Annotated in this window: 12 protein-coding genes and 1 pseudogene; 5 read left to right on the forward strand and 8 right to left on the reverse strand. The window is 70.1% G+C overall.

What is annotated here, in order from left to right:
* Window positions 1–233: 233 nt before the first annotated feature.
* The gene (locus tag ACIBU0_RS36830; protein WP_398827445.1) at window positions 234–1,316 is read right to left on the reverse strand and encodes a S1 family peptidase; all 1,083 of its coding nucleotides are present in this window, start codon (window positions 1,314–1,316) and stop codon (window positions 234–236) included.
* A 276-nt stretch (window positions 1,317–1,592) separates the two neighbouring features.
* The gene (locus ACIBU0_RS36835; RefSeq protein WP_398827447.1) at window positions 1,593–2,438 is read right to left on the reverse strand and encodes a slipin family protein; all 846 of its coding nucleotides are present in this window, start codon (window positions 2,436–2,438) and stop codon (window positions 1,593–1,595) included.
* A gap of 91 nt (window positions 2,439–2,529) precedes the next feature.
* On the opposite strand from ACIBU0_RS36835, the gene ACIBU0_RS36840 reads away from it, so the two are divergent.
* A complete protein-coding gene (locus ACIBU0_RS36840; protein WP_398827449.1) occupies window positions 2,530–3,408 on the forward strand; it encodes an alpha/beta fold hydrolase in 879 nt (292 codons plus the stop codon).
* Window positions 3,409–3,500: 92 nt separating this feature from the next.
* On the opposite strand, the gene ACIBU0_RS36845 is transcribed toward ACIBU0_RS36840, so the two are convergent.
* Both ACIBU0_RS36845 and ACIBU0_RS36850 read right to left on the reverse strand, forming a co-directional pair.
* Window positions 3,501–4,409 carry a S1 family peptidase gene (locus tag ACIBU0_RS36845; RefSeq protein WP_398827450.1) on the reverse strand — a complete coding sequence of 303 codons (909 nt, stop codon included), beginning with the start codon at window positions 4,407–4,409 and terminating at the stop codon, window positions 3,501–3,503.
* A 299-nt stretch (window positions 4,410–4,708) separates the two neighbouring features.
* Window positions 4,709–5,953, reverse strand: coding sequence for a DUF5685 family protein (locus ACIBU0_RS36850; protein ID WP_398827452.1), 1,245 nt, complete (start codon window positions 5,951–5,953; stop codon window positions 4,709–4,711).
* Between the two features lie 322 nt (window positions 5,954–6,275).
* Here ACIBU0_RS36850 and ACIBU0_RS36855 point away from each other — a divergent pair, with 322 nt between their 5' ends.
* Window positions 6,276–6,713, forward strand: coding sequence for a cell division protein SepF (locus tag ACIBU0_RS36855; protein WP_031486205.1), 438 nt, complete (start codon window positions 6,276–6,278; stop codon window positions 6,711–6,713).
* Between the two features lie 38 nt (window positions 6,714–6,751).
* Here ACIBU0_RS36855 and ACIBU0_RS36860 read toward each other — a convergent pair whose 3' ends face one another.
* Both ACIBU0_RS36860 and ACIBU0_RS36865 read right to left on the reverse strand, forming a co-directional pair.
* Complete coding sequence (locus tag ACIBU0_RS36860; RefSeq protein WP_398827454.1) at window positions 6,752–7,942, reverse strand: acyl-CoA dehydrogenase family protein; 1,191 nt, start codon at window positions 7,940–7,942, stop codon at window positions 6,752–6,754.
* 403 nt (window positions 7,943–8,345) lie between these two features.
* Window positions 8,346–9,953 carry an MFS transporter gene (locus ACIBU0_RS36865; RefSeq protein WP_398827456.1) on the reverse strand — a complete coding sequence of 536 codons (1,608 nt, stop codon included), beginning with the start codon at window positions 9,951–9,953 and terminating at the stop codon, window positions 8,346–8,348.
* A gap of 261 nt (window positions 9,954–10,214) precedes the next feature.
* Between ACIBU0_RS36865 and ACIBU0_RS36870 the strand changes: the two genes are divergently transcribed.
* The gene (locus ACIBU0_RS36870) at window positions 10,215–11,372 is read left to right on the forward strand and encodes a mannosyltransferase family protein (protein ID WP_398827458.1); all 1,158 of its coding nucleotides are present in this window, start codon (window positions 10,215–10,217) and stop codon (window positions 11,370–11,372) included.
* A gap of 239 nt (window positions 11,373–11,611) precedes the next feature.
* The gene (locus ACIBU0_RS36875) at window positions 11,612–12,637 is read left to right on the forward strand and encodes a phosphatase PAP2 family protein (protein ID WP_398827460.1); all 1,026 of its coding nucleotides are present in this window, start codon (window positions 11,612–11,614) and stop codon (window positions 12,635–12,637) included.
* A gap of 94 nt (window positions 12,638–12,731) precedes the next feature.
* Here ACIBU0_RS36875 and ACIBU0_RS36880 read toward each other — a convergent pair whose 3' ends face one another.
* On the reverse strand, window positions 12,732–12,947 hold the full coding sequence (locus ACIBU0_RS36880; RefSeq protein ID WP_398827462.1) for an I78 family peptidase inhibitor: 216 nt from the start codon (window positions 12,945–12,947) through the stop codon (window positions 12,732–12,734).
* Between the two features lie 454 nt (window positions 12,948–13,401).
* Here ACIBU0_RS36880 and ctaD point away from each other — a divergent pair.
* Window positions 13,402–14,889: pseudogene (ctaD, locus tag ACIBU0_RS36885) on the forward strand (cytochrome c oxidase subunit I); the annotation flags it as partial.
* 43 nt (window positions 14,890–14,932) lie between these two features.
* On the opposite strand, the gene ACIBU0_RS36890 reads toward ctaD, so the two are convergent.
* Window positions 14,933–15,973: a helix-turn-helix transcriptional regulator gene (locus ACIBU0_RS36890; RefSeq protein WP_398827463.1), complete on the reverse strand. Its 1,041-nt coding sequence runs from the start codon at window positions 15,971–15,973 to the stop codon at window positions 14,933–14,935.
* Window positions 15,974–15,975 lie beyond the last annotated feature (2 nt).

Genomic DNA, 15,975 nt, shown 5'->3' on the forward strand with positions numbered 1-15,975 from the left:
GGTTATACACCACATGTAGATTTCGTCGCCGCCCGCCCCGTCGGCGTCCCCCCCCCCCCCCGCGCCCCCGGCCCCGCCCCCCCACCGCCCGCAGGCGCTACGCGCACCCCCACTCAGCGACACAGGCCGCCGCAGGCATACACGCCACAACCCGCACCAAACACGCAAAGCCCCGCCCCCACGCACAGGGGCGGGACTTCACAAACGAACCAAGCGAACCAGGCGACGAACCGTCAGCCGATCTCGGTCCCCGTCGCCGACAGCGCCTCGGTCACCGGCTGGAAGAACGTCTCCCCACCGGAGGTGCAGTCACCGCTGCCCCCGGAGGTCAGCCCGATCGCCTTGTCCCCGGAGAACAGCGACCCGCCACTGTCACCCGGCTCGGCGCAGACGTCGGTCTGGATCAGCCCGTTGACGATGTCACCGTTGCCGTAGTTCACGGTGGCGTCCAGCCCGGTCACCTTGCCGTCGTGCACCTGCGTGGTCGACCCACTGCGGGTGACCGCCATGCCGACGGTGGCCTCGGCCGCCCCCGTGATCTTCTGCGTGGAGCCGTTGTAGAGGTTGACCTCGCTCGGGTGGTCGACCTCCGAGGTGTACTTGACCAGCCCGAAGTCGTTGTCCGGGAAGCTGGACGTCTCGTTGGCGCCGATCTCCTTGCCGCTGGAGTCCGACCAGGTGGAGATGGACTCGGTGCAGTGCCCGGCGGTCAGGAAGAAGGGCTGGCCGCCCTTGACCACGTTGAAGCCGAGCGAGCAACGCCCGCTGCCACCGGTGATCGCGTCACCGCCCGCGATGAAGGGCTTGAACTCCCCCTTCGTCCGCTGGAGTTCGGTCGTGGCGCCCAGCCCGTCGACCACCTTGCCGAGCTTGGCCCACTCGGCATCGGACACCGTACGGTCGGCGGTCACGACGATCTTGTTGGTCGTCGGGTCCGTCACCCAGGAGGTGCCCGGAATGGTCGCGTCCTGCTTCAGCGTGGTCCGCGCGCTCTTCAGCTCGGCGAGCGAGTTCTCGACGACCCGGGCCTTGGCACCGGCCGCCTCGACGGCGTCGGCGGCGGCCTGGTCGAGGACGTTCACGACAAGGTTCTTGGTCTGCGCGTCGTAGTAGGTACCCGCGGCATCGGCGCCGAGGTCTCTGGCGAGCGTCGAGGCGAGCTTTCCGGCCGCGCCGATCGACAGCGTCTGGGGCGCGGACGCCTCAGGCGTCTCACTCGCGTTCGCAGTCTGGAAGGTCACTCCCGCGGCCACCAGTGCGGCGATGCCCGCACCTGCCAGGGCTGCACGCCGCTTGGGTATGCGTCGGTGCTTCAACTCACGTCCTCCTGTGGGGGGTCGGCCCGAGAGGTTGTGGGGACCTCACGAACCGGAAGGCGTACGGCAACAGGGGCGAAACACAACAAAAGCCGCACCCGCGCCGGTTGAACAACGTTCACTATTCCTGCGTCAACAGGGAGCGCACAAGGTCGACTTCCGGACGCGCGTAGAACACGGCCGCACGCCCCCTCCCGTCTTGACCGTGCACAGTCACACCGCTCCCTTCACGCAGCAAACACCGCAAGCGAGCGAACCATAAGCAACGCGTAAGGTCTACTCCTGTCTTGAATTCGACCCTCCGGACTCCGAATCCAAGCGGACCTCAAGGGGCGGGCGTTCACCCTGCCCAGGGGCCGCGACCTGCGCCCCCTTCTCCAGGAACCGCAACAATTCCACCGGAATCGGCAGCACCAAGGTGGAGTTCTTCTCGGCCGCCACCGCCATCACCGTCTGCAGCAGCCGAAGCTGAAGGGCCGCAGGCGTATCGGCCATCTGATGAGCGGCTTCCGCCAGCTTCTTCGAGGCCTGGAACTCGGCGTCGGCGTTGATCAGCCGCGCCCGCCGCTCCCGGTCGGCCTCCGCCTGCCGCGCCATCGACCGCTTCATGGTCTCGGGCAGCGACACATCCTTGATGTCCACCCGGTCGATCGTCACGCCCCACTCGACAGCCGGGCTGTCGATCATCAACTCCAGTCCCTGGTTGAGCTTTTCGCGATTGGACAACAAGTCATCGAGCTCACTCTTGCCGATGATGGACCGCAGCGACGTCTGCGCCATCTGTGAGACCGCGAACCGGTAGTCCTCCACCCGCACGACCGCCTCGGCCGGCGAGGTCACCTTGAAGTAGACGACGGCGTCGACCCGCACGGTGACGTTGTCCCGGGTGATGCCCTCCTGCGCGGGCACGGGCATCGTCACGATCTGCATGTTCACCTTGCGCATCTTGTCGACGCCCGGAACGATCATGGTGAACCCGGGCCCGCGCACCTGCGAGCGAAGCTTCCCGAGCCGGAACACCACCCCCCGCTCGTACTGTTTGATGACTCGCGCCGCCGCCGCCACATACACCGCTCCGGCGGACGCGAGCGTCACTCCCACCGCCACCAGTTCCCCGACCATGACGACCCCCCAGGGTCCCGAATGAGGCGCACCAGGTGTGTACTTCGACGGTAACTCCGGGATGTTCGCGTTGGGGAGACGGAGGACGCAGGTGGTCGACGGCGTGCGGATGCGGGACGGGCGATGGCTGGCGGTCGAGGAGCGGGGCGACCCGGACGGCACGCCGGTGGTGCTGCTGCACGGCACCCCCGGCTGCCGGCTCGGGGAGGTGCCCGAGCACGTCCTGGCCGCGCACCCGGCGGTACGGTTCATCGCCTACGACCGCCCCGGTTACGGCGGTTCGGACCGCCTGCCGGGCCGCAGGGTGGCCGACGCCGCCCGTGACGTGGCGGAACTGGCGGACGCCCTCGGGCTCGACCGGTTCGCCGTCCTCGGCCGCTCGGGCGGCGCCCCGCACGCGCTGGCCTGCGCCGCGCTGCTGCCGGCGCGGGTACGGCGGGCGGCGGCGCTCGTCTCCCCCGCACCGCCGGACGCGGAGGGGCTGAGCTGGTTCGACGGGATGGCCGAGTCCAACGTCGAGGAGTACACCCGGGCGCTCACCGACCCGCTCGGCTTCGCCGGCCGGCTGGCCGCCCGCGCCGCCGCCATCCGCAGGGATCCCGCACAACTGCTGGTGTCCGTCCGCGACGGGCTCACCGATGCCGACCGGCGGATCGTCTCCGCGCCGGCCGTCGGCGAGACGCTGCTGCGCACCTACCGTGAGGCGCTGCGCACGTCGGCGTACGGCTGGCTCGACGACACCCTCGCCCTGCTGAGCGGCTGGGGCTTCGACCCGGCCACCGTCACCCGGCCGGTCCTGCTGTGGCACGGTGCCCTGGACACGTTCTCGCCGGTGGGCCACTTCAAGTGGCTCGCGGACCGCATCCCCCGCGCCCGTCCCGTCCTGGAGCCGGACGCGGGCCACTTCGGGGCGCTGGAGGCCGTGCCCGCCGTACTGGACTGGCTCTGCGCGACACCGCCGCGGCGCTGACAAAGGCGGGCCCCCGCACGGCGGTGCGTGCGGGGGCCCGCGTGCTGGCGGCTGCGGATCAGGCCATCAGATGGTGCCGTCCGGCGTGAACGTCAGTAGACGCTGACACCGTAGGCACTGAGGGCCTCCGTGACCGGCTGGAAGAAGGTCGTGCCACCGGAGCTGCAGTTGCCGCTGCCGCCGGAGGTGAGACCGTAGGCGATACCGCTGTTGGAGTAGAGCGGGCCACCGGAGTCGCCGGGCTCGGCGCAGACCGTGGTCTGGATCATGCCGTAGACGATGTCACCACCGCCGTAGTTGACGGTGGCGTTGAGCGCGGTGACCCGGCCGCTGTGCGTGCCGGTGGTGGAGCCGCGGCGGTAGACCGTGGTGCCCACGCTCGGGGTGGCGGCGCTGGTGATGTCGACGCTGCCCACGGTGCCCGACTTGGTGACCGACGAGTTCGTGTAGCGCACGATGCCGTAGTCGTTGGTCGGGAAGCTGGAGCCCGCCGTCGATCCGAGAACGGTGGTACGGCCGGAGTTGGAGTACCACGTACCCGCGCCGTCGGTGCAGTGACCGGCGGTCAGGAAGTAGTAGTTGCCCGCGCTGTCCCGCACGTTGAAGCCGAGAGAGCAGCGCCAGCTACTCGCATAGATGGCGTCGCCGCCTGAGATGTACTTCTGGAACTTGCCCGAGGTCCGCTTGATCGTGAGCGCGTCGGCGTTGCTGCCCGCCTGCTCCTTGATCTTGTTGACCTCGGCCTGGGAGACCGTGCTGTCGACGGTGACGACGACACGGTTGGTCCTGCTGTCGACGGCCCAGGCGGTGCCCGGGATGTCGGCCTTCAGCACGGAGCCGCTGGCGCTCTTGAGCTCGGCGGCGCTGAAGGTGCCGGGGGTGTCGGCTGCGTTCGCGTTGGGGATCGCGATCGCTGCGGCGGCCACGAGGCCGGTGGATACGGCGGTCAGCCGGGTCCGTCTCGCAATGCCGCTGCGGGGAGTGGTGCGCTTGATCCTCACTTTTCGTTCCCTCCAAGGGAAGTCGGGGGCCCGCGTGGGGTCGGGGCCCGTGAGGCGCAGTCAGCGGGCCGTGTGCCCGGATTCCGGACACGCCGTGCTCCTGACAAGCGCTGGGGGGAGTATTCGGCCGGACGTCGGGTAGCCGCAAGGGCGCCTTTCGGCCGTCAACCTTTGAACGATCCAGGAAACTTGGCTGCCTTTGCCCCCGTCAGCCATCGGCCTTCGACGCACCGGGGATGTCCGGAAGTCGCCCCTCCGGACAGTCGCCGGGTCGGCCGGACCTCAGCCGGGGGCGCGGCTCAGCAGCCGTCGCAGGGGCAGCAGCAGTCGCAGCCGTCGCAGTCGCAGTCCCGGCAGCAGCCCTCGCGCTTCTTGCGGGACCACGGCCCCTCGTACTCCTTGGCACAGCACAGCTTGCAGGTGCAGCACAGCAGCCAGAACATCCCGCAGCCGGCCCAGAATCCACGCCGCCCCTTCGGCGGCTGCGGGGCCGGTCCGCCGCCGAAACCGCCGAAGTCGCCTCCGCCGAAGCCACCGGCACCGCCGCCGGGCGCGCTCCCGCCGCCCGCGTACGGGTTCCCGCCGGCGTACGGATTCCCGCCCCCGGCATACGGATTCGGCGGCGCCCCGTACGGCCCCTGCTGCGGCTGCTGCCCATAGGGGCCGGGCTGATGCGACGCACACATCGGCACCGTGCCGAACGCCCGGTCCACCGAGCGCCGCAGCTCGTGCACCAGCAGCAGATGGGCGAGAGAGGCATCGGTGAACTCGACTTCCCGCAGCGCCAACCGCACTCCGTGCACGGCGTCGTCGGCGAGCCGCCGCGCCTCGGCGAGCGAGGTCCCGGTGGCCGTCAGCGGGTTCCACGCACCCGACGCGGCGTCAGCGGCCCGGTCCTCCACGGCGTCCAGGAGATGCGCCAGCCGTCCGAAGAGGCGCCCGGCCTCGGCGAGCGGCCCGGCGTTGTGCGGCCGTCCGGCCAGGATCGCGGTGTGGGCGAAGGCGGCGGCGGTGGCCGTCTCGGTCGGTTCGGTGACGGCGAGGATCGGCGTCCCGGGCCCGGCCAGCGCCTCGATGCCGACCTGCCGGTCCACCGCGTCGACCAGTACGGCGGTGTCGAAGCCGACGGCCGATCCGGTACGGGCACCCGCCGCGCCCCAGCCCGCGGCCACCCGGCGCGCGGCCAGCGCCACCGGCTTGCGGGCCAGCAGCCCGTCCCCGTCGGCCACATGGTCGCGCACCTTGGCCGAGGCGAGCACCAGCGAGACGGCGGCGGCGAGCCGAGCGCCCTCCCCCTGCGCGACGGACGCGGTGCGCATCCCGCGCAACGCACACGGCCCCGCCGTACGCCGCAGTCCACTGGTCTGCTCGGCCTGAGCCTCCGTCAGAACCGAGATGAGGAGCCCGTCGTAGTTCGTCACGATCCGGGCGAACTGACCGTGGTCCCCGCGCAACGAGAGGCACAACCCGCACAAATGCGCCATCCACTGGCCGGCGAGCTTCTCTCCGAGCCGATGGCGACAGGGCCTGACGATTCCGAACACGACGTCCCCCCGAGGTTCTTACGACGTTCCTGCGACGCTGAGCTGCCGCATCGTACCGACCGGAGCGCCGATCGCGACCGCTGCCGCGTTCACCCGTACGCACCCCGTCTCACCCATACGCCGCGAAGAATCATATTTCACTCACAGTCAGCAGCCGTACGTGGCATGCCCCTTGGGGGACACGGGCTCTCGACGGATCGGCTGTGCACCAGTACCGTCACAAACCCCCCGCGCGGCGTCTATCCACTTGGCACGACGTCCGCATCATGGATGACCATAGGGATGCGGAAGAGAAGAAAGACCGCTGTGAGAGGAGGCGTCCATGGGATCGGTGCGCAAGGCGAGTGCCTGGCTGGGCCTCGTTGACGACAACGATGACGAGCGTTACTACGACGACGACTACTCCGAAGGGACCGAGCCCGGGGACGCCTGGGTCACGGACCCGCGGGTCAAGGTGGCCTCGGACGTCGCCGAGGAGAAGGGCCGCCGTATCGGCACGGTCACCCCGGACAGCTTCCGGGACGCCCGCGCCATCGGCGAGCTGTTCCGGGACGGGGTCCCGGTCATCATGAACCTCACGGCCATGGAGCCCGCCGACGCCAAGCGCGTCGTCGACTTCGCGGCGGGGCTCATCTTCGGCCTGCGCGGCTCGATCGACCGCGTGTCCAACCGGGTGTTCCTGCTGACCCCGGCCGACACGGAGATCATCAGCGGCGAGCGGGCGCCGCACCGCGAGGACGGCTTCTACAACCAGAGCTGAGGCAGGGCCGCTCACCGGCCCTGCCTCCCGCGCGGGCTCTACCGGAACGCGTCGAGTCCGGTGAGCGCCTTGCCCAGCACGAGCTGGTGCATCTCGACGGTGCCCTCGTAGGTGAGCACCGATTCGAGGTTGGTCGCGTGCCGCATGACGGGGTATTCGAGCGAGATCCCGTTGGCACCGAGGATGGTCCGCGCCGTACGGCAGATGTCGATGGCCTCGCGGACGTTGTTGAGCTTACCGAAGCTGACCTGCTCGGGACGCAGGCGGCCGGCGTCCATGCGCCGCCCCAGGTGGTGGGCGAGCAGAATCCCCTTGTGCAGTTCGAGCGCCATGTCGGCGAGTTTGGCCTGGGTGAGCTGGAAGCCACCGATCGGCCGGCCGAACTGCTCCCGCGTCTTCGCGTAGTCGACGGCGGCCTCGAAGCACGACCGCGCCGCACCCATGGCGCCCCACACGATCCCGTACCGGGCGTGCGACAGACAGCTGAGCGGCCCCTTGAGCCCGACGACCTCGGGCAGCACGGCATCGGCGGGCAGCCGTACGTCGTCGAGCACGAGCTCACTGGTGACGGAGGCGCGCAGCGACAGCTTGTGCTTGATCTCCGGGGCGGAGAACCCGGCGCTGTCGGTCGGCACGACGAACCCGCGGATCCCCTCCTCCGTCTGCGCCCACACCACGGCCACCCCGGCGACGGAGCCGTTGGTGATCCACATCTTCCGCCCGTTGAGGATCCAGTCGGAGCCGTCCCGCTTGGCGGACGTCCGCATCGAGGCCGGGTCGGACCCGTGATCGGGCTCGGTCAGCCCGAAGCACCCGATGACCTCACCGGCGGCCATACGCGGCAGCCACTGCTGCTTCTGCTCCTCGCTGCCGAACCGGTGAATGGCGTACATGGCAAGAGAGCCCTGCACGGAGACCAGGGACCGGATCCCGGAGTCGGCGGCCTCCAGCTCCAGACAGGCGAGCCCGTACTGCACGGCGGAGGCACCCGCACACCCGTACCCGTCGAGGGACATCCCGAGGGCACCGATCTCCCCGAGCTCCCGGGCAAGCTCACGGATCTGGGGCAGCTCGCCCTTCTCGTACCACTCGGCGACATACGGCACGACCCGATCCGCCGCCCACTCCCGCACGGTGCCCCGGATCGCCAGGTCCTCGGGCTCCAGGAGGTCGTCGATGCCGAGGGGGTCGGCGGGGTCGAACGGGGGCAACTTCGAGGACGCGGACATGGACCACCCTCCGGCGACGATTAAAACTAGCACCGCTAGTTAGGACTCTGGGGCAGACGCTACGACGGAGTGTCCCGCACGTCCAGTAGAACTTCCCACACACCCGCCCACGCTCCTCGCCCGACGACCCGCCACAGCGGACGACGAACCGCCGCCAATGCAGGCCGGCCTGCCGACCATGCACACCGGCTCACCGCGAGGCGGACACCCGCCCGCCGGCAGCGGACGCCGACTCACCGCGAGGCAGACGCCGGCCCGCTACCCACGAACGACGGCCCGCCGTCAACGGACGTCAGCCGACTGTCCACGGACCGCAAGCCGCCGACGGCGATGGACCCCCACAGGAGACGTCCACCCATCAACGAACTGGAAACGGGTGGTGCGTGGGTGGGAGAAGGCTTGGTCAAGCGGAGACGCGGGACTCCACGACTTCGCGAGGCGCGGGAATCTCTGCCTCCACGGCAGCTTCCTCACACTGCATGACCCGCGGCAACCGCAACGCCATCACCGCACCCAGCAGCAACAACCCCGCACTGACCAGCAGCGTCACATGCAGCCCGTGCACGAAACAGTCCCGAGCCGCCCGCTGCAGGGCCACCCCCGCAGACCCGCCCAGCTGCGCAGCAACCTCGTATGCCTCCCCCAGCGAGTGCGAGGCAGCCGCAGAGGCCGATGCCGGCACACCCGACACGCTCGCCAGCCCGGGGGCATACGCCGCGTTCATCACGCTGCCCAGCAGCGCGATCCCGATCCCGGCGCCCAGCTGGTACGACGTCTCCCCGATCGCCGCCGCCCCGCCGGCCTGTTCCTGCGGAGCCTCGCTCAGCATCGACTCGTACGCCCCGAAGAGCGTCGTCTCCAGCCCGAAGCCCAGCAGTACGAACCCGAACAGCAGCAGCCCGGGATTGTCCTCGCCGCCCATCGCCGTCAGCAGCAGCACCGCGACGGCCGTCAGAACGAACCCGGCGCACACCATCCGCCGCGGCCCGAACCGCCGCAGCATCCGCGCGCCCACCAGCCCCGCCGCCATCGCGGCGAAGGTCAGGGGCAGCAGCCGCAGCCCCGTCTCCAGCGGCGACAGCCCCAGCACCAGCTGCAGATACTGCGCCGCGATCAGTTCGAGCCCCACCAGCGCGAGCATGGCCAGCACGATGCACCCGACGGACGTACTGAACGCCGGTCGCGCGAACATCCTGAGGTCCACCAGCGGATACTCCCGGCGCCGCTGCCGTCGCACGAAGAGCACCAGCAGCGCCGCGCCGGCCACCAGCGGCACCAGGGTGAACAGGCTGGCCGGTGGCTCCCCGCCACCGAGCCGCTTCACACCGAGCACCACACCGAACAGGCCGCCCGCCGCCAGCAGCGCGCCGACCACGTCCCAGGGGCCCCGCCCGTCGCCCTTGGACTCGGGCAGCAGCAGCCGTCCCACCGGGAGGCTGACCAGCATCAGCGGGATGTTGACGAGGAAGACCGAGCCCCACCAGAAGTGCTCCAGGAGGAAGCCGCCGAGCAGCGGTCCGACCGCCGCGCCGACCGCGGCCACCGCGCTCCAGATACCGATCGCCAGGGCACGCTCACGTCGGTCCGGGAAGACCTGGCGCAGGATCGACAGCGTCGCGGGCATGATCATCGCGCCGCCGACGCCGAGCAGGGCACGGGCCAGGATCAGCACCTGCGGGTCGTGCGCGAGGGCCGCGAGACCGGAGGCGAGGCCGAAGAGGCCGTATCCGAGCAGCAGAATCCGTCTGCGGCCCACTCGGTCACCGAGCGTGCCGAAGAGGATCAGCAGCGAGGCGCAGACCAGCGGGTAGACGTCGACGATCCAGAGCAGTTCTATCGCGCCGGGCCTGAGGTCCTCGGTGACGGCGGGTACCGCGACATGCAGAACGGTCGCGTCGACGGCGACGAGGAGCAGGCTGACGCACAGGACGACGAGGACGACCCAGCGGTTGGCACCGGCCCCGGCCGCCCGACGGCGCAGCGCAGCGGCAGCCGTGGTCGGACCGGACATGTACGTACCTCCCAGATGTTCCCTCGCCCCGGCGGGCTCACGGGGTGGGGACTCCCCGTGACTCGGCCGGAGAGGAGCGGTGGTCTCCGGCCCGCGCAACGAAGCGAGTGAATCGTCAGGGTACGCGAGTCCGCGGCGGTGCCGAGTGGCGGACCTCTCACACTCCCAGCGGAACAGGTGTGGCGTACACCACTCCCCTCCCCCGGGGCAGCACGCCCGAGCGTGCCCGCCCGGTTCCCCGCCAGGTCGATAATCGGGCCCGTGACCGACCTCTCTACGCGCGTGGCCCCCTCGGCCCTGACCCGCGCGGCCCCCGCCCTCCTCGGATACGCGGCCGTGCGCGGCCTGGGGCTGCTCACGCTGGCCCTGTGGAGCGCGGGGTCCGGCAAAAGCGCGTACACGCTGCTGACCGCCCGCTGGGACGCGCTGTGGTACACGCGGGTCGCCGAGCTGGGGTACGGCTACGAGGTGCGGCTGCCGAACGGCGACGTGCACTCCAACCTCGCCTTCTTCCCGCTGCTGCCCTGGCTGGAGCGGCTGGTCGCGGCGGTGACCCCGCTGTCGTACGCCGACGCCGGCTTCCTGGTCTCCCTGCTCGCCTCGCTCGCCGCGGCCTGGGGGATCTTCGCGGTCGCCGATCATGTGTACGGCCGCCGGGCCGGGGTCTGTGCGGTGCTGCTGTGGGCGGTGCTGCCGGTCGGGATCGTGCAGTCGATGGCGTACAGCGAGTCGCTGTTCACGGCGCTGGCGGCCTGGTCGCTGTACGCGGTCCTGACCGGGCGCTGGCTGACGGCGGGCACCCTGGCCCTGCTGGCCGGTCTGACGCGTCCGGTCGGTCTCGCCGTCGTCGCGGCGGTGTGGGCGGCCGGGATCACCTCGATCGTGCGGGACAGAAGGGCGGCGCCCGCCGACCGCGCGCGTGACTCGCGGCGCGCCCTCGGCATGCTGCTGGCGCCCCTGGGGGCCGCCGGTTATGTGCTGTGGGTCGGCCACCGCACCGGCGGGGGCCCACTCGGCTATCTCGACGTCCAGGCCGGCTGGCGCAACGGCTTCGACGGCGGTTACGCCTTCGCGCGTTTCGTCGCCGACAAGTTCACGTCGATTCCGTCGGCGCTCGCGGGCCTCGCGCTGCTCGCCGGGGTCGGTCTCGTGGTGTGGCTGTACCTGGTCTGCGTCCGGCAGCGCCAGCCGCTCGCGCTGCTGGTGTACGCGGGGGTCGTCACCGCGCTCGCCCTGTGCGCGTCGAGCTACTTCGGCTCGAAACCGCGCCTGCTGCTGCCCGCCTTCCCGCTGCTGTTCCCGCCCGCCCTCGGCCTGGCCCGGCTGCGAACACGCAGGTCGGCCGCGGTGCTGGCGCTCATCGCGGGGGCGTCGGCGCTCTACGGGGCGTTCTGGCTGAACGGCTCCGGTCCCCCGTGACCGACCGGCGTACATCCGATGAGCGCCGGGAGAATTCAGAACCAGCTTTTCGTGAACGAATTCACAAAGCGCATAAAACCATGCGCTGGAATGATCAAAGGAATTGAAGGGCGTGACCGCCACCGATTATGAAGTCGCCGGAAATGGTCCACTCTTTGAGAGGAATCCCACATCACATCGTCATCACAAAGCGGTGGAATCGACCGGGATCCGAGCTCACTCGCTGTAACGTCGATTGGGTGCGTACCAAACCGAAGCTCACCCGTCTGGACCGGGTGTTCGCCAGGCTGGACCGTGAGCCGCAACGACCGGCCCACATCGAGATGCCGAAGATGAGTCGGCACAGGGTCGTGCTGTTCGCGGCGACCCTGGCCTTCTACGCGGCGATCGTGTGGGCCGTCGTCATCACCTCGTGGCTGGTCCGCCTCGACTGGCAGGTCATGTTCTTCCGGCCGTACCAGCAGTGGTCGGAGATCCACGCCTTCGTCGACTACTACGTGGTGCTCGGCCAGCGCGGCCCGACCGCCGTGATGGTCGCGGCCTGGCTGGGCTGGCGCTCCTGGCGGCAGCACACACTGCGGCCGCTGCTCGCACTCGGCGTCTCGCTGCTCCTGCTGAACATCACCGTCGGTGCCGCCAAGATCGGCATGGGCCGCCTCGGACCGCACTACGCGACCAGCATCGGGTCGAACGAGATGTGGCTGGGCGGCGATATATTTCCCAGCGGCCACACCGCCAACGCCGTGGTGACCTGGGGAATCCTGGCCTATCTGGCCTCGACCCCGAGAGCGCGCCGCTGGCTGTCGGCCCTGTCGGCGGTGACCTCGCTGGGCGTCGGACTGTCCACCGTCTACCTCGGTACGCACTGGTTGAGCGACGTCGTGCTCGGCTGGACCGCCGGCCTGCTGATCCTGCTGGCCCTGCCGTGGTTCGAGCCGCTGATCGCCCGCTCCGAGGTCTGGATCCTCGACCTGCGCGACCGCTGGCGCGAGCGCCGGACCGGCGCCCTGCCGGCGCCGACCGCCCCGGTCGAAGTACCGGTGCGGCTCAAGCCGCGCCCCGCGGCGGCCGACGAGGAGGTCGCCGCACGCGAGGCGGCACCCGCGCCGCGCTCGCCCCGGGCACCCATCTATCTGGCGCCCGGCCCGCACACGACCCGCGCGGAGCGCACACCGGTCACCCCGGCCGGCAGCCGCCGCCCGCCGCACACGGACCGCATCACCCGCGGCACGGCCCCGGCGGCCCGTCCGCTCACTGGCGGCTGACCTCCCCGACAGCGGGGTCGGTACGCACACCACCTGCGCACGGCACGGGCGAAGGCCCCGGTTCCTCGACGGGAACCGGGGCCTTCGCCCGTTGTCAGCCCTTCCAGGCCCGCTTCACCTGGCCGTCCTCGACCTCGAAGTTCAGGCGGCCGCTCCGGTACTCCATGGTGATGATCGCCCCGGGCGGCAGCGAACGCACCGTCGACCACCCTCGGTCACGGGCGAGCCGCTCGGCCCGGTCGGCGGCGAGTCCGACATAGGTGTCCGGGCTGTCCTTGGGTTCGGCAGGGGGTTTCGGAATGGGTGCCATGTCGCCACGCTAGGCCCTGTATCCCCCTGACGTCACGCTTTTGTCACAGAATCACGACACGCGTTTCGGCTTCACTTCGTCACACGGACGAGCGGTTCCGTAGGCCTTCTGCAGGCATTCGATCGTAATTCCCGCGTGTCGCGAGGACCCGGTCAATAGACCGGCGGAAAAGTGCCCGGGGAACTGCCCCCGGACTCCTTTTCCCTCAGCGCGTCATCGGCTGTCGCCGCAGCGGGCGCGCGGGACGCGGGAGCCGGTTCCGCACAGGAAATACATGGTCCCGACACAGAACCTCCGCACGCCCCCTGTCGGAGCGCTGCCGACGCGAGCATCATGGCGTGAGCTCGCGTCGGCGCGTGCGGCGCGGGCTTCAGCGGGCCCGGGGCGCGACGAGCGAAGGGGCGAGCGAGCGATGGGGACGCAGACCGTAGGGGCGACGGCACGGTCCATGCGGATGAAAGAGCCCGGCGGCCGTGTGGTCGTCGACTGGCTGACCACCACCGACCACAAGAAGATCGGGCACCTCTACCTGATCACGTCGTTCGTGTTCTTCCTGGCCGGCGGTGTCATGGCACTGCTGATGCGGGCCGAACTGGCCCGGCCGGGGCTGCAGCTGCTGACCAACGAGCAGTTCAACCAGATGTTCACCATGCACGGCACGATCATGCTGCTGCTCTTCGCGACCCCCAGCTTCGCGGGCTTCGCCAACGAGCTGATGCCGCTGCAGATCGGCGCCCCGGACGTGGCCTTCCCCCGGCTCAACATGTTCTCGTACTGGCTGTTCCTGTTCGGCGGCCTGATCGTCATGGGCTCGCTGATCGTGCCGGACGGGCCTGCCTCCTTCGGCTGGTTCGCCTACGCGCCGCTCAACAGCATGGAGCGCTCCCCCGGCATCGGCCCCGACCTGTGGATCATGGGCCTCGCGCTGGCGGGCTTCGGCACGATCCTCGGCGCGGTCAACTTCATCACCACGATCATCGGGATGCGCGCCCCCGGCATGACGATGTTCCGGATGCCGATCTTCACCTGGAACACGCTGTTCACGTCGATCCTGATCCTGATGGCGTTCCCGGTGCTCGCCGCGGCGCTGCTGGTGCTGGAGGCGGACCGGCGGTTCGGCGCGCAGGTCTTCGACGCGGCCAACGGCGGGGCGATCCTGTGGCAGCACCTGTTCTGGTTCTTCGGCCACCCCGAGGTCTACATCATCGCGCTGCCGTTCTTCGGCATCATCAGCGAGATCATCCCGGTCTTCTCCCGCAAACCGATGTTCGGCTATCTGACGCTGGTCGCGGCGACGATGGCGATCACCGGTCTGTCGGTGGTGGTGTGGGCGCACCACATGTTCGCGACGGGCGCGGTGCTGCTGCCGTACTTCTCCTTCATGAGCTTCCTGATCGCGGTGCCGACGGGCGTGAAGTTCTTCAACTGGACCGGCACCATGCTCAAGGGCTCGCTGTCGTTCGAGACGCCGATGCTGTGGTCGGTGGGCTTCCTGGTGACGTTCCTGTTCGGCGGCCTGACCGGGGTGATCCTGGCGTCACCGCCGATGGACTTCCACGTCACCGACTCGTACTTCGTGGTCGCGCACTTCCACTACGTCGTCTTCGGCACGGTCGTCTTCGCGATCTTCGCCGGCTTCTACTTCTGGTGGCCGAAGTTCACCGGGAAGATGCTCGACGAGCGGCTCGGCAAGATCCAGTTCTGGACGCTGTTCACCGGCTTCCACACCACGTTCCTGGTGCAGCACTGGCTGGGCGCCGAGGGCATGCCGCGCCGGTACGCCGACTATCTCGCCGCCGACGGCTTCACGGCGCTGAACACGGTCTCGACGATCGGCGCGTTCCTGCTGGGCCTGTCGACGCTGCCGTTCCTCTACAACGTGTGGAAGACCGCCAGGTACGGCGAGAAGGTCCAGGTCGACGACCCCTGGGGCTACGGCCGCTCCCTGGAGTGGGCGACGTCCTGCCCGCCCCCACGGCACAACTTCATGACGCTGCCACGGATCCGCTCGGAGTCCCCGGCGTTCGACCTGCACCACCCCGAGCACGCGCTGGAGGCTCCGCAGCCCGAGCCAAAGAGCGAGCAAGCCGGCCGTGAGCCGTCCTGATCGCCTCGATGAGCTCCTCCGGCTCCACGACCTCGAACTCGAAGCCCATCAGCATCACATGGATCACCATCACATCGAGGCTTCCGGCACCGGTGCGCAGGATGCAGCTGTCGGGCCCCTCCGCCTCCAGCTGCCCGGCGGAGGGCGAGATGCTCCCGGCCGCCTCCTCCAGGGGCACCAGCAGCCGGATGACGGCCTGTGAGGCGTACGCGCGCGTGGAGACGCCCCGGGAGACGTAGGCGGCGAGGTCCTCGGCGGGCGGGGTGCGCGGCGTGAAGCGCGGCCCGTGCGGAGGCTTGGGTGTGATCCGGTCGACGCGGAACGTACGCCAGTCCTCGCGGTCCAGGTCCCACGCGACCAGGTACCAGCGGCGCTCGCTGCACACCAGGCGGTGCGGTTCGACCGTCCGGCGGGTGGGGGCGCCCTCGTGGTCGCGGTACTCGAAGCGCAGGCGTTCGGCGTCCCGGCAGAGGTGGGCCAGCTCGGTCAGCACGGCCGGGTCGACGGTGGAGGGCTGGGGGCCGCGCAGCATCGGCACCGTGAAGGCGTTCAGGGCGCCGACGCGGCGGCGGAGCCGGTTCGGCAGGACCTGCTCCAGCTTGGCGAGGGCCCGTACGGAGGTCTCGCCGATGCCCTCGATGCCTTGGCCTGCGGCGGTGCGTAGGCCTACGGCGACTGCGACGGCCTCGTCGTCGTCCAGGAGCAGGGGCGGCAGCTCGGCACCCGCTCCCAGCTGGTAGCCGCCGCCTGTTCCTGGGCTCGCGTTGACCGGGTAGCCCAGCTCGCGCAGGCGGTCCACGTCACGGCGGACGGTGCGGGGGGTGACGCCGAGGCGTTCGGCGAGTGCGGCTCCTGACCATTCGCGGTGGGCCTGGAGGAGGGAGAGCAACCGCAGGAGTCTGGCGGAGGTGTCCAGCATGG

It is taken from the genome of Streptomyces sp. NPDC049627, from assembly GCF_044465645.1.
Classification (GTDB): Bacteria; Actinomycetota; Actinomycetes; order Streptomycetales; family Streptomycetaceae; genus Streptomyces.